A 20,880-nucleotide genomic window follows, 5' to 3' on the forward strand; every position below is an offset into this window, starting at 1 on the left:
ATGAGCATTATATACTCCATCGTCAGAACTACAGGAAGTTATCATTTATGGGTTTTCCTTTTCAAGGGATAACCTAACGGAATGAAGGGAGAGACTAAATTTATTTTTCATGCTCTAGCTGCACGACTAACTTTACACAAGCGAGTCTGAAGATTACGTATCACGAGCTAGGCTCACGCACCAGCCTTGAACCGGTGTAGCATTTGTAAGCTCCGTCAGGACACCTAATTATGGCTTGGTGCTCAATCAGCGCCTGGCTCAAGCGGAGGGTTCTATTTGATCTGTTGGGGCTAGAAAAGGAACAGAACCTCTCATTGGGAATAGAAATGAAGCTAACGTGGTTTTGTATACTATCAGTTACTTAGAAAAACAGCTTTATTCAAGCAAAAACACAGAAAGTGTCCTGGCTCCATGTGCGCCCAGCACCAGCGACTGCTCAATATCGGCTGTTTTGGATGGCCCTGCGATGAAGGTGCCGAAGCCATACTCCTGCGCTCCTATCACGTCATATGCCTGCTGCATGAGCGGGACGATGTTTTTCTGCGGCACCACCAGCGCCAGGTACTGGCAAATGAAAGGCAGCACCCGCATGGGCAGCTGCACATCAGTTACCCACAGGGCGCCGTTCTCGGCCACACCAAGTTGTGCAGGCAGTACCGCTAAATCAACGTTTGCCAAGGTGTGCGGGTCTGTGGCGGGCGCAATATAAACTTCCCCGATATCCGCAAGTTCCGGAAAAGCAGAAACGATTCTTCTGGCGCCACTGTACTCCTTCAGCAGAACCTGTTTTACCTCTTCCAGGTCTTTTACCCGAAACACCTTGCTTCCTATACTCACTGCCACGGACGTGAATTTTTCCAACACGTCTGTTTCTCCTGAAAAGAAGGCAGGAATTTCCGGCAAGGGTATATGCTCCGGCTGGTTTCTGGCAACGGCGGCTAGTATACTGTCTCTGCTACTCATTTTTCTTCTTCCTGTTTTTTAAGTACCACTCCCCAAACGACTCCTTCGGAGGCGCCGGCATTTCGCGCTGCTTGTACCAGGGGTTCATTTTGTTGCTTACTGCAAAAGGCACGTGGCGCATAAACCAGCGGCCGGCCTTCCCGGCTAATTGAAAAGTAGTGGGCGAGGCGAAGGCCTGTGTCATGGCTTTCATGCCCAAGGTTTTCTTTGTGTCGGCATACCCCTCCTTTACAATTACCTGCCGCCATTTATAAAGCTGGTCGTGTATATCGATTTTAACGGGGCAGACATTAGAGCAGGAGCCGCACAGGGTAGAGGCAAAAGGCAGGTCGGCGTTCTTTTTCATGTCGAGGTTGGGGGCCAGGATAGCACCGATGGGACCAGAAATGGCCGCATGGTAGCTGTGGCCGCCGCTTCTCCTATATACCGGGCAGGTGTTCATGCAGGCTCCGCAACGGATGCACTTTAGGGAATTGCGGAAGTCCTCTCTGCCCAGTTGTATGCTTCTGCCGTTGTCCACCAGCACCAGGTGCAGTTCGTGCCCTTCCCTTGGCTTCTTGAAGTGGCTGGAGTAGGTGGTAATCGGTTGGCCCGTGGCGCTTCTGGCCAGCAGCCGCAGGAACACGCCCAGGTGCTTTCGCTCCGGTATAATTTTCTCGATACCCATGCAGGCAATGTGCACATCTGCCAGGTGAGCGCCCATATCCGCATTTCCCTCGTTTGTGCAGATAACAAATTCGCCTGTCTCGGCTATGGCGAAGTTAACGCCCGTGAGCGCGGCGCGGCGGGTCAGGAAGGTTTCTCTTAGGTGCTGCCTTGCTGCCTCTGTGAGCACCTGCGGGTCAGCCATGCCAGCCGGTGTGCCCAGGTGCTCGTGAAACAAGTCTCCTATTTCTTCTTTCTTTTTATGAATGCAGGGCAGTACAATATGGCTTGGTGGTTCCTTTGCCAGCTGCACAATGCGCTCCCCCAGGTCAGAGTCTATCACCTCCACGCCGTGCTCTGACAGGTAATCGTTCAGGTGGCACTCCTCGGTAAGCATTGACTTACTTTTCACCATCTGTTTTACCCCGTGCTTCTGCAGGATTTCATGCACAATCCGGTTGTGCTCTGCGGCGTCGGCTGCCCAGTGCACGATGATGCCGTTGGCTTTCGCATTGGCCTCAAACTGCAGCAGGTAGTCATGCAGGTTCGAGAGCACGTTGTGCTTGATTTGGGAGGCAGTCTCGCGCAGCAGCTCCCAATCCGCAACGGTATGGGCGGCTTTGTCACGCTTCTGCCGGATGAACCACAATGTCTCGTCGTGCCAGTTAACCCGGGGTTCGTCTGCATTAAATGCTTCGGCAAGGGCGGCATGGTCTTTTGTCTCCTTCATATCTCCTGCGCGTTAAGTATCTCGGCGATATGCACCACCTTTACATTGCTTTTCTGCCTGCGCAAAATGCCCTCCATGTGCATCAGGCAACTCATGTCTGCTCCTGTAATATATGCGGCTTCGTGTTGCAGATGATCCATGACACGGTCTTTGCCCATCTTCACGGACACAGCCTCTTCTGCCACGCAAAAAGTACCCCCAAAACCGCAGCACTCATCCTTGCGGGTAAGCTCAATCAATTCCAGACCGTCCACCATACTTAGCAGTTGCTCTGGCTTAGAGAAGGCAGGCGCGACAAGCTCTGACATCTGGGCCAGCTTCAGGCCCCGTTGCCCGTGGCAGCTCTGGTGCAGCCCTACTTTGTGCGGGAAACGGGCTTTCAGTTTGTCTACCTTCAGTACATCGGTCAGGAACTCGGTCAGTTCATATACTTTTCCCCGCATGGCCTCTGTCTCGTTTGGGTACTTGCCGGAGTGCAGGTGGTCTTTCATGTGCAGCACGCAGCTGCCAGAAGGCGCTACGATATAGTCGAAGCCCCTGAAATTCTCTATGAAAAGATTATTGCTCTTCTTTGTCAGGTGCTCGAACCCAGAGTTGGCCATGGGCTGTCCACAGCATGTTTGCCTGGACGGGTATACCACCTCCACACCCAGCTTTTCAAGCAGCTCCAGGGTGGCAATGGCGGCATTAGGGTAAAACTGATCTACGTAACAAGGGATGAATAGACCTACAGTCATAGTTTAGCGTCGTGCGTTACCGCATAGTATTTTAATTCGATGATGTCGTTGGGCATTGGTTTTGTGTTCCAGTGCTTGTGAATGGCCATGGCGGTGCCAATAGCCGTTGCCTGTGCCATAGAGGCGGCAAAAACCTCTTTGTCGGGGTAAAGAGAAGCCAGCAGATTCATATAAATGGCGTTCTTGCTGAACCCGCCGTCCACGAAAATACGCTTCACATCGGCTCCTTCCAACACAAGCTGCGTGGAGGCAACCTGCTGCGTCACCAGGTCGAGGATGAACTGGTGATAGGCCTCTGTGTCGGAAGCGAAGGACGACAGGTCCCGCTGCGAGAACATTGAATCCTGCAGCAGACTTTCCTTAGCCCTCGCGCCTCCTGCCTGTGGTCTCTCGCCCTGCAAACTGCTGATGATTTCAGGGTCGAAAGGCACTGATTTGTAGCGGGCCGGACTTTGGTTAAAATGATCCGCAATGCGTTTCACCTGCTGCTCATGCTCGTGTCCGCCAAAAAACCTGGAAGCTTTCACGGGTTTGCCTTTGTACTGCATAAAGCTCAGGCAGTCCTGCTGTAGTTCCGCATCCGTTAGCGGTGTGGTATTAAATGGGTTTAGGCTGATGCACCAGGTGCCCGTAGAGATCAACACAAAAGGCTTCTGAAAATTTACCAGGTACGGAATCAGGGCTGCCGAGCTGTCGTGCAGTCCTATACCTACTTTGTAACTGTTCCCGGGAAAGGCGGCAGGCACCACTTCATCAGACGGGGCAATGGGTGCCAGTTTATCTATGATCCCCTCCTTCCTCACCCACTCGTGGTAGTCGTTTTTCTGGAAATCCCACAGGTTGGTGTGGCAGCCGATGCTGGTGATATCTGAAAAGCACTTGCCCGTTATCAGGTAACTCATATACTGCGGCAGGTGCAGGGCGTATGATATCTGCTTGTATAGCTCCGGCTTCTCTTGCTTGATGCGGTACAGCTGCATGCCTGAGTTCAAGCTGCCCAACACAGGAGAAGCAGTCTCTTTGGATAATTTGTCTTCGCCGCCGTAGGTGTCGTAGAACTGCTTCTTCAGCTCCTCCGGGTATGTTTTCAGGTAATTGTATAAGGGAGTGAGCGGCCTGCCGTCTTTGTTCAGATAGACGAAGCTCGCCCCGTAGGAGGAGAAGTTTACAGCCTTCACGTCAAACTCCTGCCGCCGGAACACTTCGTGCAGCGAGTCGAACACCGACAAGCGAAGGCTTTCCAGGTTCTCGCAGGAGTCGCCGTCCTCGTCCACCGTTTCGATAAACCGTGCTGCGCGCTCAAACACAATTCTGTAATTCTCATCAAAGAGGAACAGTTTCTTGTTTGTCTTCCCTACATCGAATACCGCTATAACAGGTGTACCTTGCATGTTATAATCCTGTAGCAACAGTCTTCAGACCACGTTCATTTATCAGATTTTCCCTCACTTTCAGTTCCCGGAACAGTTGCAGCGGGCGCAGGGCGGCTCCTGATTGCAGGCGCGCCTCCGCCACGATGGGGCGCACATCGGTTCGGTAGGCCTCCTGCAGGATCTCCTGGCAGCGCACCACGTCGTTTTCCTGCTGTGCCTCTTTCAGTGCCTGCTGGTCTACCAACAAGGCCTGCGCGTAGGCAATCATAATGGCTTCCACAGACTGCAGCAGGTCTTCCAGCGGGTCTTTCACGTTATGCGAGGCATCAATCATCCAGGCAAGGCTGGTAGCGTGGTTCATTCCCCTGGCATCCATTCCGTCCACCAGCGAGTTGAAGATAAGGAACAGCTGGTACGGCTTGATACTGCCTGTGGTCAGGTCATCGTCGCCGTACTTGGAGTCGTTGAAGTGGAAACCGCCCAACTTGCCTTCCATCAGCAGCAGCGAAACAATCTGCTCGATGTTGGCATTGGGGAGATGATGGCCCAGGTCCACCAGGGTATAGGCCTTCGGGCCGAGCTTGTTGGCGTACAGCAGCGACTGTCCCCAGTCACCGACCGTCATGGAGTAGAAGTTAGGCTCGAAGGCCTTGTACTCCACAAACACCTTCCAGTCGTCGGGCAGGGCAGCATATACCTCCTGCAGACTCTCCAGGGTGTTCTCGAAGGCACCCCGGAAGTTTAGCTGCCCCGGAAAGCTGGAGCCGTCTGACAGCCACACCGTCAGGGAATCGGAGCCTAGCTCCACGCCATGCCTGATAACCTCGATGTTATGCTCCACCGCCTGCCGACGCACCGCTTTGTCTACGTGTTGCATCGAGCCGAACTTGTAGCTCAGTTTCTGGTCCGGCTGGTCCTGGAACGTGTTGGAGTTCACCGCGTCGAACTTCAGCCCGTGCTGTGCGGCCAGCGCTTTTGTAGCTTTGTAGTCATTGGGAATATCCCAGGGAATATGCAGCGAAATGGCTCCGCTGGACTGGTTCAGGGCGTGCAGCAAGCCTACGTCTTCAATTTTCTCCTCCAGGCTTCGTGGCTCCCCGCTGCCTGAGAAGCGGCCAAAGCGGGTGCCACCCGTACCCAGCGCCCAGCTCGGAATGCCTATCTGGAAATCAACCAGCTTTTGCAGTATACCGGCCACATTTTGCTGTGTTGAGGCTGCAAACTCATACCTGCGCTTGTGCTCCTGCGCATGCTGCTGGTTGAACTCATCTATCTTATACTTGTCTATTTGCATGAAATCAGATTTGTTTGATGGAGTTGGCTACAAAAGCTGACTCCCCAGTTTTCGATACTATTATCTGACGAAAGCCATCGCCACACCGCCGTCCACGTTCAGCACGTTTCCGGTCGACTTGCTTAGCAACCCGCCCACGAAGGCAAAGCAGGCATTGGCGATGTCTTCTGGAAGTATGATTTGGTTTAGCAGGGTGCGCTTGGCATAGAAAGCCGGCAGTTCCTCCACCTTCACACCGTAGGCTTTTGCACGGCCCTCGGCCCAGCCACCGGCCCAGATGTTGCTGTCGCTGATAACGGCGTCAGGGTTCACCACATTCACGCGTATGCCGTCGTTACCCAGCTCGGCCGCGTTCAGCCTGCTCAGGTGCAGCTGCGCCGCTTTCGCGGAGCCGTAGCCGGCGTTGTTCGGGCCAGACACCAGAGCGTTCTTGCTCACGATGTTCAGTACATCGCCACCGATGTCCTGCTTGCGCATCACCTCTACCCCTGCCTGCGTCACCATAAACTGTCCTTTTACCAGCACGTCATATAGCAGGTCCCAATCTTTCTCGGTATGGTCTTCGATGGATTTGGAGATGGAAAGCCCGGCGTTGTTGATAATGATGTCCACGCCGCCGAAAGCTAAGGCCGCCGCGTCGAAGGCTTGCTGAATCTGGTCGCTTTTTGTTACGTCCAGTGCTGCTGTGGCATAGGAGTCTTTGCCGTACTGGCCTTTAAACTCTTCACTTGCTTCCTGTAGTCGCTCCTCGTTCATGTCGTTCAGCACCACTACGGCGCCTTCCTCCACAAACCGCTTTGCAATGGCTTTACCGATACCTCCCGCACTGCCTGTTATCAGGGCTATTCTGCCTGACAGCGCCTTTGGCTTCGGCATACGCTGTAGCTTTGCCTCTTCCAGTAGCCAGTACTCTATGTCAAAAGCCTCCTGGCGCGGCAGGGAGGTATACTCTGACACAGCCTCGGCACCCTTCATCACGTTGATGGCGTTGATGTAAAACTCAGAGGCCACACGAGTTGTCTGCTTGTCTTTGGAGAAGGAGAACATACCCACTCCTGGGTATAGAATAATCACCGGGTTTTTGTCGCGTACGGCCGGGCTATTCGGGTGCTTGTGGTTCTCGTAGTAGTCGGCGTACATCTGGCGGTATTTGGCAAAGGCCGGAGCAAGCCGCTCCTTCAGCGCCTTTACATCCGACAGGTCCTCGTCTGGCTTCAGGTCCAGCACCAGTGGGCTGATTTTGGTCCTCAGGAAGTGGTCGGGGCAGCTGGTGCCCATCGGGGCCAGCCTGTCCAGGTCGTTGGAGTTGATGAACTCCAGCACCCGGGCATCGTCCGTGAAATGGCCGATCATGTGGCGCTCGCTGGAGCAGAAGCCGCGCAGCACAGGAGCCAGCGCGGCAGCCTGCTTCTTGCGGTCCGCCTCTCCCAGGCTTTCTATCTTAGCGCCGCCAAACACAGGTCCTTTTTTGCCGATGTTCTGCTCCATATACTCTGCGCACTGCTCTATTACCTCCAGCGTGTTGATATAGCTTTCGTAGGCGGTGTCGCCCCAGGTAAACAGGCCGTGGGAACCCAGCATGATACCCCGGATGCCCGGGTTCTCATCCAGGCACTGGCGCAGCTGCAGGCCAAGGTCGAAGCCCGGTCGCTGCCAGTCTACCCACCCGATGGTGCCTCCGAATAATTCTTCTGTTATTTTTTTCCCGTCCTTTGCGGCGGCAATGGCAATGGCCGCATCCGGGTGCAGGTGGTCGATGTGCTTAAAGGGCAGAAAGCCGTGCAGTGGCGTATCGATGGAAGGGGCCTTTGAGCTGAGGTCGAAGATGCTGTGGTTGAAAAGCTCCACCATCTCGTCTTCGTGCTCTATTCCCCTGTACACGTTCTTCAGGCTTCTGAGGCGATCTACATACAAGGCGGCAAGGCCACTGCGCTTCAGGGTACCCAAGTCACCGCCGGAGCCTTTCACCCACATCACCTCTGTGTCCTGCCCATTAAGCGGGTCTTTGGCCATCACCTTGCAGGAGGTGTTGCCCCCTCCGTAGTTGGTCAGCCGAAGGTCTGCTCCCAGCAGGTTCGACCTGTAAATCAGCAGTCCTACCTCATCGCCTGTAAGTTTGGCGGCTTCCTCCTCATCCCACAGATAGCTGACATGCTTAAATTCTGTCTTTGTTGTAGATTCTAACATATGCTTCAATGATTTTAAGTTGCGTATTTTATATGATGTTTCCGTACCCCGCTGTGGTTACAGAAAGTACGATAACCGTAACTCTAGACACAATGGCGGCATAATTTCCTTTTAGCACTTCTTCCCATTCCCTAAACGCATAGCCCACAGCTCCGGGAAGATACATTCGAAAATATTGCAGGGTTAGCCGTCGGAATTTCCCCCAATGTTGCTTGCTCGAACTAGCCGAGGATGTATTCAAGTATAAATATAATGTAGATGTAGCTATTTACTGTCCTGCACTGTCATGCTCAAACTGTTCTAACATGTTACGGATAAACCGGACCTGCTGCCTTAGACCCGAGATTCTTTACCGGCAGGCATAAAATAAACTTCAACTTTAACCGGGGGAGCAAGAATAGTTTTCATGCGTCTTTCAACAGAAAGGCTGTTGACTTCTATTATGTTAGAGGTTCTGGCAGAACTGAAGGCAGAATCCAGCAAATTTCTGTCAATAGCCTCTAATTTCAGATGTTATTCAGGACAGTTCATGACAGATACCCGGCCTTAAGGTGTTAAATTGATTATCAAATAAAGTAGACTGCACTGTTGCTTCTATATATAAGATGAGTGTCTGGAAGAATAGGAACAGAGTTTTTCACATGCTTTTACAGTAGCACTACAATCTTGTTATAAACGGTTATCAACTAAACCATAATTCTATATTATTATGCGTCATAAAATCCTATCAATAAGGCTCCTGTTAGCCCTCTCTGTGCCTGTCCTTGTTGGCTCTTCCTGTAGCAGGATAGAAAAGGAGGAGTCAGTGAATGACATGCCAGTTGACCCGAGAACAGAGAAGCTAAAACTGCCAGAGGGATTTCGGGCGGAGCATTTACATAGTCCTTCAGAAAATGAGCAGGGTTCCTGGGTTTCTATGGCCTTTGATGATAAGGGCAGAATGATAGCATCAGATCAATACGGTGCCCTGTATCGCCTGGAACTGCCTCCTATCGGTTCTGATTCTTTAAAGCCTAAAATCGAAAAGCTCATGATAGGTGACGGTACAGTACTTGACTCTGCCAGCACGCATGGGGGAATGGGCTATGCACAGGGTTTGCTTTGGGCTTTTAACAGTCTCTACGTCATGGTAAACCACAACAGCAACGAGGACTTTTCGAAAGGAAGCGGCCTGTACCGCCTCCAGGACACAGACGGAAACGACCAGTTTGATAAGGTAACCTTGCTAAAGGAACTCAAAGGAGAAGGTGAGCATGGCCCGCACAGTATCAAGTTATCACCTGATAAAAAATCCCTTTATGTTGTTGCCGGCAACCACACCGACCTCCCAGAAATGGATGCCTATAGGCTTCCTCCTGTCTGGAAAGCAGACAACCTTTTTCCGCAGATAAAAGACCCCCGGGGGCATGCCAACGACCGGGAAGCGCCAGGTGGATGGATTGCTAAAGTCGACTCCTTGGGGCAGCATTGGGAACTGATAAGCGCTGGCTTCCGGAACCCTTTTGATATTGCTTTCAACGACGCAGGTGATTTGTTTACCTATGACTCAGACATGGAATGGGACTTTGGGATGCCTTGGTACAGGCCTACCCGCATCTGCCACGTAACCAGCGGCAGCGAGTTCGGCTGGCGTACCGGTAACGGAAAATGGTCTCCTGCCTATCCCGATAACCTGCCGCCTGTGCTCAACATTGGCCAGGGCTCTCCTACCAACGTAGTTTACGGAGGCGACGCGAAATTCCCTGAAAAGTACCGTAATGCTGTTTTTGCCTTTGACTGGAGCTTTGGGATTATTTACGCCGTTCACCTTCAGCCAGAAGGAGCCTCATATAAAGCAGAGGCAGAAGAGTTTATTTCCGGTTCACCATTGCCGCTGACCGATGGCGTGATTGGCCCTGATGGAGCGCTTTACTTTCTTACCGGAGGGCGCAGGCTGGAATCCGATCTGTATCGGGTTTATTACGGTGACCAGGAGGAAATTGTAGCGTCTGCTTCCCGCAAATCAAATGTAAAAGAGACGGAGGCAAGCAAAATCAGAAAGCAACTGGAGCAGTATCATGGTCAGGCACGGGCAGGAGCAGTTGATTTCGCGTGGCCATATCTCAAGCACAATGACCGCTTTGTGCGCTATGCCGCACGTATTGCCGTGGAGCACCAGCCGGTAAGCCAGTGGCAAGCACGTGCCCTAAATGAGAAGGATCCTCAGATTTTAACACAGGCAATTATTGCCTTAGCGCGGCATGGCAACAAGGCCCAGCGTAACGAGATGCTGGAGTCTCTCATGACAATTGATTATGCCCAGCTCTCAGAGCCTAAAAAACTGGATCTGCTTCGGGCCTTTGAGTTAGTTCTGTACAGACATGGCACACCAGAACCAGCCTTAAAAAATAAGACAATCGCATACCTGGACGCACGTTACCCTGCCGAAAACAACAATTTGAACCGGTCTCTCAGCAAACTACTTGTTAGCTTAGATGCACCGCAGGTAGTACCTAAAACGCTGGCACTACTGGAGGCAGCAAAGGATGACAAGACTGAACAGGAAACGGCTACGGCATCTTCTGACCTTATTCTTCGGAACCCGCAGTACGGGCTGGACATCGCCAACATGTTAGCGAATGTACCTCCTGCCCAGCAAACGTACTATGCAACGGCCTTGAGTGAAGCCAAAACCGGCTGGACTCCTGAGCTTCGTGATAAGTACTTCCAGTGGATGTACAATGCTTTTAACTACAAGGGGGGCAGAAGCTATGTAGGGTTTGTAGACAAAGCGCGTAAGGCAGCTTTAAGCCATGTACCCAAGAGCCAGTTTGCGCATTACAACACCATGTCAGGCGACTCTCTGCTTGGCGGTGGCGGACTGGATTTGGCTAATGCGGATTCCTACAAACCACAGGGCCCGGGAAGGAAGTGGACTGTTGAAGAAGCGTTGCCTTTAGTGGAGAATGGGCTTGCGCAACAGAACCTGGAGCAGGGGAAAGCGATTTATGCTGCTACACTCTGCAAATCATGCCATACGATGGAAGGCGAAGGAGGATTTATAGGTCCGGATTTAAGTCAGTTAGGTAATCGGTTTACACCTAAAGATATCCTGGAAGCCATCATTCACCCGGATAGTGTTATATCAGATCAGTATGCGGCTACCATATTTCATTTAAAAGACGGAAGCTCTGTTGTAGGAAGGCTGACAAACGAAAATGACAATACGTACTTTGTTTCGCAGAACCCATTTGCGCCACAGAAGCTTCGTGAAATCCCTAAAAGCCAGGTGACAAGAACGAAAGAGTCTGAAGTCTCGCCGATGTTACCGAACCTGATCAACCGCTTAAATCCCGATGAACTGAAGGACTTGATGGCTTACCTGATATCCGCAGGCAATAAAGAACACAAAGTATATACCGTATCAAATAGTCCTGATAATAATAAAAAGTAAGATTAGCGTTTCAGGAGCATGACGGAAAATTTAAGATAAACTGATTTCATACTTGGTTTGTTTAACCTCCAGGGCACTTGCGCTGGAGGTTTTTCTTTTAATGCACGCAAGATCATGTTTTAAAGTCGACAATTTTAGTCATTGGTAGGGACTACATTGGTTCAGCTTGTAGTCCCAGCGGGACGAACTGTTGATAGCTTGGTCCATAAGCACCTATAGCTTCAGAGGAGCAATGGGATTTGTTTCTATCAACAGGTCGTACCGCCGGGACTTTGGCGTAACATTGAATAGAAAGTATAGCTTTACTGCCTTTACATCGTATAAGCACCATGCCAGATTTTTTTATTTTTGGCCCTCTGGCTCAGCCGGGTCAGGCACTCAATTTTCAGCTTATACTATCATCAAGTGAAGCTGCGCATAAAGCTGTTCCAGGGGTTGTGTGTAGTTTGAACTTACCCTTAGCCCCTCCAAGGTGGGAATCTGCTTGTAAACAAAGTAACGCGCATAGATCAACTGGTATCGGTATTATCTGATGCTTGCGAAAGCAGCAAAAAAGAAAAGGTGCGTTGCTTCCTGCATGATAGGGAGCAACGCACCTTTTTCAATGGCGCTGACAGTACTGCCGGTTTTTTAATGAGTCGTAACTGCCTGCGGTATTTTTTCAGTCTTCTTGGAATTCTTTTGCCAGAAGAACAGAATGGTAAACAGCACGATCAGAATGGCAGGGAAGGCAATCATCTTTTGCAGGGTATCCTGCCCTGCGGCCAGTTGCAGGGCATCTCCTGCAAGTCCCTGAGCTGTATACTCAGCCATAGAGCCATCAATCCAGCTTCCTATGATAGGCTGAAAAATAGAGGAAGAAAACATACCCACTGCACCAATGATGGACATACCCAGGGCACTGCTCAGAGGAACACGCTGTGCTACGGCCCCCACCATAACTGGCCAGAAATAGCCATATCCCAGGGCAAAAATGATGGCTGCCACATAGGCCATAGCTCCTGTTACGGTACTGAACATGTAGATGCCAATTGCTGAAAAGATCGCACCTCCGAGCAAAACACCTGTCTGGCCCAATGTGGCGACAACAGGCCCGGCAAAGAATCTTAAGACAGCCACCAACCCGGCGGTCAGGGCTAAGATCAGCATAGGATCTGCTCCGCTGCTACCCAGGATAATTTCTACCCACTGGCCAGGTCCAAATTCCGTGATAGCCGTAAATGCCATGCATACAAGCAGGAATATATATAACGGGCTTATCATCGATTTTAGGTTTGACAAAATAGAGGTGGCTTCTTCCACTTGTGGTCTTGGGAAGGTTTTTCCAAAAAACAAGAAAGCGTAGGCAACGGCTGGCACCAATATTACCCACATCTGTGCTTCCCAAGAGAACCCTAAAACGGTCATGAACTTGGAGATAAGGGCTCCAAGCAGGATACCCCCAGGAAACCACATGTGAAACCTGTTGAGCATTTTGTTCATCTTCACACCAGAGTACATGTCTGCAATCATGGGGTTACAGGCCGCTTCAGTACATCCGTTCGCAATACCAATCAGAAGCGTTGAAACGAGTAAAGTGGTATATCCCCCCGCATATATGGTTAATAAAATTCCCAATGCGTGGCATACGAAAGCCACGTTCATGATAATTTTAGGACCAACCGAGTGGTAAACTAATCCCCCAATGACCATAGAGATAGGGAAACCCAAAAACCACATAGAGTTGATAAACCCCAGTTGCTCGGCAGACAGACCAAATTGTGCACCTAACTGGGGGAGAATTCCTGCTCTGATAGAAAAGGTAAAGCCTGTAGTGATGAGCGCAAGGCAACTCGCGTAAAACAAGGCATTTTTGTTAATGTTGTCGTTCATTGGATATTGAGTTTAGAAGTTTTAAAGGTGGATGTATTTAGGCGAATCAAGTTGAAAGCTACATATGGCTCTTTTTTCCATCGCTCCCATGGAAACCGGGTTTCACTATGTTTTCCAAGATACTGCGACAGAAAATAAATTCAAATATAAAGCCTGATTTTTATACACGCTTAGTGATTGAGTAGCCAATCTCTAACTAAAGGGTTAAAATCATCTAAATTTTCCCAGTGAAACGCATGTCCGGAATTTTGATACAGATGCAGTTTGGCATGAGGTATGGCCCCGGCCACTTCTTTCGCCATCCATGGAGGTGTAAAGTTATCCTCCATCCCACCTATCACCAGGGCAGGCACTTCTATTCTACTTAGATCGTCCAGCACATCATGGGTCATACAGGCAGCAGCCTGTCCTTCCAAACCATGCAGCGGCTGGGGGTGCGGCTCAACGGCAGCCTGTTCACGTCCTTCTTCCAGTTCAGCAAACATGACAGGATCATCCCATGAGGCTTTTGAGTAAATAAGCAACTGTATAAATAAGGCAAACTCTTCCGGCCTGAACCTGGCTTTGCAGTGCATCATATGCTGAAATACTGCTTTCGCCTTATTATCGCAACGGGCCCAGGTACACATCAACACAAATGAACGCACTTTCTCCGGATTGCGCAGCACCAGTTGCTGCGCAATAATGCTTCCCATAGAACAGCCGACCACCCGTGCTTCCTGTATCTGAAGTGCCTCCAGCAGACCAGCGCAATCATCCGCCATTTGCGCGGAAGTATAAGGTCCGGCAGGTTTGGCTGAACGCCCTACGCCACGATTATCGATCAGAATGCACCTGAAATCCTTCTCCCAATACGCCGCATGCTGCTCCCAGACAGATCCGGGAGCCGTGATGCCCATGATTAGTAACAGTGGTTCTCCGGAGCCGCGTTCTTCATAGTACAGGTCAATTCCGTTCGCGTTTATTAATGGCATAGCACTGGGTTATATTAGTTTTGGCACTAACTCTTCCCTAATCCAACGGCCATCGTGCAGTGTTACAGCATCCGGATCTTCCAGTGCTTCTTTTCCTTCATCCTCACAAATTATCCATCCCTTGTATTCCTGGTCTTTGAGCCATTGCGTAATAGCCAGGAGATCCACTTTTCCTTTGCCCATCAAAGTGAACTCCGGTGCCCCATCCCAGTCTTTGTAATGCATATGGTTGATCAGGGAGGCGTATTCTTTCATCTTCTCAAGCGGATCCATGCCCCCGTTGATGATGTGACCAACATCAGGCGTCCAGCCGGTAGCAGTGCTATCCAATGTTTCCAGAATAACACGATAATCTTCTTCGGTACGGGTGATGGAAGTATGGGGCGAATTAGGGTGAAAGCTACATGGCACTCCTTTTTCCATGGCTCGTCTGGATATGCTGTTCACGATGTTCACCAGGTTACGGCGGCGTGAAACCAGGTCGTGCCTGCCGGTTGGCTTCTGCACCGTACAAAGTATAGCACCCGGGAAACGCTGCAACAAACTAATAGCCTGATCTGCTTCAGCACGTTCTTTTTCCGATTCCTCTGCTCCATTCCAATCCATCGCCAGGGAAAGAGCCGCCAGTTCTATTCCCTGCTCTTTTAGTTTAGCTTCCAGCCGGTCTGCGTCACTCAACTCCCCCATCCAGGAATAGATAGGTTGGATGCCGGAAAAGCCGGCTTTGGCAATCACTTCTATCATGTGCCCTAACTGGCCTTTATAGGTTTCCCCGTCATTGTTCATGAACCAGGTATACACTTCGGAGCCAAAGCGAAACGAATTTTGCTGCGTCATATCAAAAATTGCATTTAATTTTAGAATAACTAAAGAGCTTGATTTACGCTCACCTGCTCATCAAGCCCATGCTTCTGGCACATCTGCTTGATAAATCTGAATCCATCTTCCGCAATATCCCATGGCCTGGAATATTCGCGCCATACCCCAATGGAATTTGCGAAATCAGGATCGTTTCGGGAAAATGCCTCAATAGTGAGCCAGCCAGAGTAGTTTATTTTAGCTAATGCCGAAAAGGCTTCATCGAAATTCACATGGCCATCGCCGGGTGTACCGCGGTCGTTTTCACTGATGTGGACATGCGCCAGCAGAGGTGCTATGGTTTGAATGGCCCCTGCTATTTTTTTTTCTTCAATGTTGGCGTGGTGGGTGTCGAACATAGCCCTTACGTTGGGATGATCAGCAGCTTTCAACAACCGGGAAAGCTGCTCCATGGTATTGCACAGATAACACTCAAATCGGTTGAGCGCTTCCAATGCCAACGTGATATTAGCTTGTGCGGCATACTCCCCTGCTGCATGTAGTACTTCGGCACCCCGGCCGTATTCCTGATCCTGGGGCGCATGGTGCGCAAAAACGGCATGCGCCGAGTGGAAGGGACCGCAAACTACCTTGGCTTGCATAGCGTGGGCACGGTCTATCGCCCATTTAATACGGTCCAGCCCTTTTGCTCTTACTGCCGCATCCTCACTGATAGGACTTTCGTCCTTCCCTACTACAAAAACACAGGTTGCTTCCATGCCCAGACTTCTGACATGCTCACCAATACGTTGGTAAGCAGCTTTGTCTGGCGAACCTATCAGGCACTCAAAGCCATCGTAACCGATACCTTTCAATCTATCAATGATAGGCATTAGCTCATCTGATACTACTGCCGACCAGGCCAGTACGTTAAACCCTATTTTATTCATTCCGATTCATTGAGTTGTTATAAGAGCATGTTGTAACTAAAAGTATAGCGCTTGCATCATTAGCATTTAAAGGAAACACCAGAACTACTGCTTTCACAAGAGAACTATAAGGCTTTTCCACCATTGCCCCACATTGGTTTTAGAGGCCATGGTATGGAACGTTCATTTCTATTTTCCCTGCCCATTGCTGGGGCACTGGTTTACCTGCCCCCCAATGGATGGCATTGATCACCAGGCGCTGAAAGGGTTCCAGTTCAAAATCCGCGGGATGGCCCAAAGTGGTCATGAATAATTTACCACCATAGGCATTTGTGCCCGTCCAGGCTACCGGGTGATCGATGGCCTCTTTATCGGGGTTTACAGCATGCCCCATCAATAGCCAGTCAGAACCTCTTGATGGATAGTCAGGCAGGGCTGTATATAACCAGGATGTAGCGTGAAAATTTTCATCGACACCAGTCAGAATAGGGTTATCACCAGCCTCGGGAATAACTGTCACATCCGTACTGGACTCGTGGCCATAGTGGGTATGATTGGCTTTGCCACCCCAGCCTGGAGGTGAGTTAAAGGCAAGCTCTCCAAAGGCATTCCATTTTTCCAGTTCATGCCCTTTCGGATAATTGAAGGCATGTGTCGTGGTCCGGAAGCCTACTACTGGTTTACCGGTTTTCAGGTAGTCTTCAATATACTTCACCTGGTCAGCGGGAAGCCGGCGCCAACGCAGAAAAAACACGGCCAGATCTGCATCATTCAATGCCTCCAATCCCGGAATGTTCTCTTCTGAAGTATAATCGGGAGAAGACTTAAGGACGATGGTGCGGAACCCATAATTCTTTTCCAGCTCAGCAGCAATGAGCGGCATTGTTCCTTCGCTGCTGTACTCATGGTCGCCGGTAACAAATACTACAAGTGGCTTTTCAGGTAATGGTTCTTCGGCTAGTGGTTTTTGAGCGTCTGAAACGGATGTTGATTGCGCACAACCATAGAAAATACACAGCACTAACAGGCACAGAATATATATATACTTTAAGTTCTTCATGAGCAACTATAAAATAAATCTTGTTAAAAATATTTAGATTAAAGGCTATTGCACTTCTACCTCCAGCGGATGCTGCTTGAGCAACTCTTCAGGTGAATAGAAGCCTGTCTTGCCTTTCGTGGCCTCCCGTACTTCTTTCACCTTCTCAGGAGAAACGGCAGACGCTTTATTTCCAAAGGAATTTCGCACGTAGGTTAATACGGCCGCTACTTCTTCGTCCTGAAGCATCCCTCCGAAAGGCGTCATCGGCACTTGCCCCGGGTATTCTTTGCCAAGCACTTCAATAGGGCCATGCAAACCTTTTAGCACAATTTTGATCAGGCGTTCGTCGTTGCCAGTTACCCACTTTGTTTTGGCAAGGGGCGGAAAGCCAGCTGCAGTAAGGCCTTTGCCATCGGGTTGGTGGCAGGTCCCGCAGAAGCCTTCGCGGGCATAGATTGCTTTTCCTTTGATGTACAGCGCCTGTTCAGTTCCTTTCAGATCAGTCTTTACAATCGCCTCTTTTTCATCTTTTACTGAGCGGTCATTGAGATGCGCCAGCGCTGTTTCATGGGCATGCACCATCCACTCATCGAGCGGCTTCTTACCGGCTTCTACCACAATGGGCAGCCCCTTTTCCTTGTCCAGCCAGGAGGCTGCCACGATTGCTTCCAGGCGCACACGCCCATGCTCATCCCGGGCAGCCTGCATAAGTAATTCCGGCTGATCAGTGACCTGATGCCCCGTATAACGCAGCACGCGCACAGCCGCAGCCCGGGCACGGTAATCCTTTGCCTGCAGTAACTGGCGCAGCAGCGGCTCATTTACCTGGTTGAGGCCCCAGCTTACCCACAGCGCTTCCAGTAAATGGTGTTCATATTGGGGATCGTTTTTATCAAGCTTAGCAACCCAGGTATTTAGATGAGAAAGCACCTCAGAAGCTTTACGCCCGCGCAGTTCGCGGCGGGTGCGGTAGCGGGTCCTGTATTCAGGAAGCTTCAGGTTATCCAGAAGTTGGTTGATGCTTGCCCCTGCCACTTTGGCCGGCTGAACCAGAGGCCGTGACGGGTACGTGATGCGGTAAATACGGCCATGCACGTGGTCGCGGAGTGGATCGCGGGCGTTGTGCTGCATGTGACCAATGAGCACATTGTGCCAATCCACAAGGTAAAGAGAGCCATCCGGGGCAAACTCCATATCCACCGGGCGAAAGTTCCTGTCGTCTCCCCACACAAGGTCCTGGCGGTGTTGGCTCTTATAGCCGGTACCATCGTCTACCAGCGTGTGTTGTTTCATACCCAGAAAGCCGATGGTGTTGTTGATAAGGAAATCTCCCTGCACATTGTCGGGGAAGTGTCGGCTGGATATAAATTCCAAACCGGAGGTAGGACGTACCCTGTGCTTCTCTTCCACTAACTGCGCTGATTTATGGGTAGCTTCGCCATACCTTGGCTTCACTGTTCCGGGCATCATCCAGCGCACATCCGGGCTGGAGGTTTCCGCAAAGATGTTCTGGCCCCATTCATCAAAGGCAATGCCCCAAGGATTTGGAATGGAGAGTTGAGCAGTCCTTTCAAGCTGACGCCGTTGCGGATTGTAGCGGTAAAAGCCTCCGTTTGTGGCACGAACCGGACCGTAAGAAGTTTCCACATTGGTATGCAGGAAAACGCCCTCGCCCATGTAAATGGCACCTGAGGGATCTGCGGTGTAGGCACTATGGGCATGATGCGTGTCGTGATCATCAAAACCACTCAAAAGAATTTCCTTTTTATCTGCCTTGTCGTCGCCGTTCGTATCTGTATAGAGCATCAGGTTGGTGCCTTGCGAAATATAAACGCCTTCCGGTGCCAGCTCAAAACCAACCGGAATGTGCAGACCATCCGCAAAAGTTGTTTGCTTGTCGGCTTTTCCGTCACCGTCTGTGTCTTCCAGTATGATGAGCTTATCGTTTGGTTTCGCATCACCCGGCTTATAGTGGGGGTAACTTGGCATGGTCGCCACCCAGAGGCGGCCTCTGTTATCGAAGGACAACTGAACGGGATTGGCTAAGTCGGCAAATTCTTTTTCAGAAGCGAAGAGCTCTATCTTATAGCCTGGTGCAACATGCAGTTCGGTAAGCGCATCCTGCCCATACAGGTATGCTGTACTTCCATTTTGCTCCGGGTCGTAGTTGGTTTTTACCGGCGGCAGCTTACTTGTTTTCTGATCTGCCGCGGCTATATTCATTTTTTCTCCTTTTACCGCCCGCCAGACGGCCTCATCTCTTATTGCCGTCATTTCACGGATTTTGGCTATCTCCGCTGGATAGTTGTCTGGCCCAAAGGGGTTATAACGCCTGCCGTACACATGCACACCGTTCGGGATTTTGAAATCATTGTGCCACATCCAGTTTTTCTCCAGCACAGCAGCCCGAACGAAGGCACGATGCTTTTCTGCCTTAGTAGCAGCCTTGCCAAAAGTTCTGTCTGCGAGTAGCTTCGCAAACCTGGCATAACCAGCATCGTTTAGCTGCGAACCATCTATTGTTAGCGGCTCTTTACTCTTGTTAAACCATTCTTTGGAGGGCGTATAGGCATCGATAAAATGCACTTTGTTTGTAGCGGCCACTTCTTTCATGGCCGCTGCGTAGAGCGCCAGGTTTGCGTTTTCCTGCTTACCATCCGGAAGGTCATACTGCTTTGACAGATCCTCGAAGGCAATGGGAGACACGATTGCAAGCTGTGTGGACGAATCGCCGTTGTAGTTTTGGCTTAAAGTATGTTTGATGAAGGCATCGAGCTCTGCTTTATAGTTCTCCAGCCCTTGTTCTCCCTGAAAAGATTCGTTATACCCAAAGAAAGCGATGATGATGTCTGCCCCGAGTCGGGTGAGCCATTCATCCTCCGTTTCGAAGTGCCCTTCACTTCCTGAGTCTTTAGCAAGTTCGGTCTGGAACTTCTCAGCACCCGGAAATGCCCACGGCGACACCCGGCTGGCATGCGGCCTGAATCCGGGGGTGTTTCCACCGTCGCTCATGTTTCGGATATAAAGCAGGCTGTCCGGGTACCGGAGGTGCATTTCGGTTTCGAAATGACCGTAGTTCATCATCCTGGAACCCAGGTTGTTCCCAATCAGGACAATGTGATCTCCTTTTTGAATCTTTAGTGCAGGCGAGTTTATCTGGGTAAACTGAAATGTGAATACCGCAATTACTATTACACCTAAGGTTCTAAGCATTACTTTGATATTCCCTTTCATATCTACTGCTGGAATGTTCCTTAGTTCAAGATAAAGTAATATGCTTAGTTAAACAAACTATCCTGAACTGTCCTGATTAAATAAAAGGCTGACGTTCAGCGTAGTCTTAAACTAAGCTTAGTTTGTGCCAAGATTCTTCCCATACCGCTTCTTTAAAGCGCACTTTCCACGGTCCAACTCATGCAGGAAGTTCAGCTCTTCAAGAGATTTTGTTTAAGATTCGTGGGCAGCATCTGTGTACTATTCTGTTGACTGACCTGAGGAACGACACTACAGAAAATTTGCAGGTGATTTCCGATTCGGAAGAGATAACGGTTTTTTATCTTCTTCCTATCGCTTATATTACTTAAGAGCATGTTTAAATTTAGAGGATTAGCAAAAAAGAGCGAGTCAGTGCGTAAGCAATGGGTAACCAAACTCAAAAGCTTATGCAATCTCAATACAAGAGACTCACTGACTCGCAATGGGACATTGTGAAGGAATCACTGCCCATCCATCGGAAACGCAAACACTCGCTAAGGGTTATTGCCGACGCCATCTTTTGGTGTCTTCGCCTTGGCAACCAATGGCGCAACCTGCCGACGGAACTCTTTCCCAAGTGGCAGTTGGTGTACTACTACTTCAGCAGGTGGAAAGCGGACGGCACACTGGAAAGGCTGAACATCTCGC

At 50.3% G+C, this 20,880-nt stretch carries 14 protein-coding genes; 2 read left to right on the forward strand and 12 right to left on the reverse strand.

Annotated elements, in window-relative coordinates; genetic code table 11:
* Positions 1-375 precede the first annotated feature (375 nt).
* Genes E1919_RS08715 through E1919_RS08740 form a run of 6 tightly spaced genes read right to left on the reverse strand, consistent with a single transcriptional unit; the run spans position 376 to position 7,929 of the window.
* Positions 376-963, reverse strand: coding sequence for a LutC/YkgG family protein (locus tag E1919_RS08715; protein WP_162052964.1), 588 nt, complete (start codon positions 961-963; stop codon positions 376-378).
* On the reverse strand, positions 956-2,338 hold the full coding sequence (locus tag E1919_RS08720) for a lactate utilization protein B (RefSeq protein ID WP_162052965.1): 1,383 nt from the start codon (positions 2,336-2,338) through the stop codon (positions 956-958). Before E1919_RS08720 ends, E1919_RS08715 begins: the two co-directional genes overlap by 8 nt.
* Positions 2,335-3,075 carry a (Fe-S)-binding protein gene (locus E1919_RS08725; protein ID WP_162052966.1) on the reverse strand — a complete coding sequence of 247 codons (741 nt, stop codon included), beginning with the start codon at positions 3,073-3,075 and terminating at the stop codon, positions 2,335-2,337. Before E1919_RS08725 ends, E1919_RS08720 begins: the two co-directional genes overlap by 4 nt.
* Positions 3,072-4,466, reverse strand: a complete 1,395-nt coding sequence (locus tag E1919_RS08730) for an FGGY-family carbohydrate kinase (RefSeq protein WP_162052967.1) — start codon at positions 4,464-4,466, stop codon at positions 3,072-3,074. The genes E1919_RS08725 and E1919_RS08730 overlap by 4 nt, the downstream gene beginning before the upstream one ends.
* A 1-nt stretch (position 4,467) precedes the next feature.
* Positions 4,468-5,742, reverse strand: a complete 1,275-nt coding sequence (locus tag E1919_RS08735; protein ID WP_162052968.1) for a sugar isomerase — start codon at positions 5,740-5,742, stop codon at positions 4,468-4,470.
* Positions 5,743-5,802: 60 nt separating this feature from the next.
* Positions 5,803-7,929: a bifunctional aldolase/short-chain dehydrogenase gene (locus E1919_RS08740; protein WP_162052969.1), complete on the reverse strand. Its 2,127-nt coding sequence runs from the start codon at positions 7,927-7,929 to the stop codon at positions 5,803-5,805.
* Between the two features lie 709 nt (positions 7,930-8,638).
* Between E1919_RS08740 and E1919_RS08745 the strand changes: the two genes are divergently transcribed.
* Positions 8,639-11,362 carry a c-type cytochrome gene (locus E1919_RS08745; RefSeq protein ID WP_162052970.1) on the forward strand — a complete coding sequence of 908 codons (2,724 nt, stop codon included), beginning with the start codon at positions 8,639-8,641 and terminating at the stop codon, positions 11,360-11,362.
* A gap of 630 nt (positions 11,363-11,992) precedes the next feature.
* On the opposite strand, the gene E1919_RS08750 is transcribed toward E1919_RS08745, so the two are convergent.
* The 6 genes from E1919_RS08750 to E1919_RS08775 form a co-directional block, all read right to left on the reverse strand.
* Positions 11,993-13,234: an MFS transporter gene (locus E1919_RS08750; RefSeq protein ID WP_162052971.1), complete on the reverse strand. Its 1,242-nt coding sequence runs from the start codon at positions 13,232-13,234 to the stop codon at positions 11,993-11,995.
* Positions 13,235-13,404: 170 nt separating this feature from the next.
* The gene (locus E1919_RS08755; RefSeq protein WP_162052972.1) at positions 13,405-14,208 is read right to left on the reverse strand and encodes an alpha/beta fold hydrolase; all 804 of its coding nucleotides are present in this window, start codon (positions 14,206-14,208) and stop codon (positions 13,405-13,407) included.
* A gap of 9 nt (positions 14,209-14,217) precedes the next feature.
* Positions 14,218-15,045, reverse strand: a complete 828-nt coding sequence (locus E1919_RS08760) for a sugar phosphate isomerase/epimerase family protein (RefSeq protein ID WP_162052973.1) — start codon at positions 15,043-15,045, stop codon at positions 14,218-14,220.
* Between the two features lie 29 nt (positions 15,046-15,074).
* Positions 15,075-15,956 carry a sugar phosphate isomerase/epimerase family protein gene (locus E1919_RS08765; protein ID WP_162052974.1) on the reverse strand — a complete coding sequence of 294 codons (882 nt, stop codon included), beginning with the start codon at positions 15,954-15,956 and terminating at the stop codon, positions 15,075-15,077.
* Between the two features lie 139 nt (positions 15,957-16,095).
* Positions 16,096-16,995: a ThuA domain-containing protein gene (locus E1919_RS08770; RefSeq protein WP_162052975.1), complete on the reverse strand. Its 900-nt coding sequence runs from the start codon at positions 16,993-16,995 to the stop codon at positions 16,096-16,098.
* A gap of 45 nt (positions 16,996-17,040) precedes the next feature.
* Positions 17,041-20,211, reverse strand: a complete 3,171-nt coding sequence (locus tag E1919_RS08775) for a PVC-type heme-binding CxxCH protein (RefSeq protein ID WP_162052976.1) — start codon at positions 20,209-20,211, stop codon at positions 17,041-17,043.
* Between the two features lie 428 nt (positions 20,212-20,639).
* On the opposite strand from E1919_RS08775, the gene E1919_RS08780 reads away from it, so the two are divergent.
* Positions 20,640-20,880 (forward strand): transposase (locus tag E1919_RS08780; protein WP_162052977.1); only part of this gene is annotated, 241 nt, incomplete at its 3' end.

This window comes from Pontibacter pamirensis, from assembly GCF_010015475.1.
GTDB lineage: Bacteria > Bacteroidota > Bacteroidia > Cytophagales > Hymenobacteraceae > Pontibacter > Pontibacter pamirensis.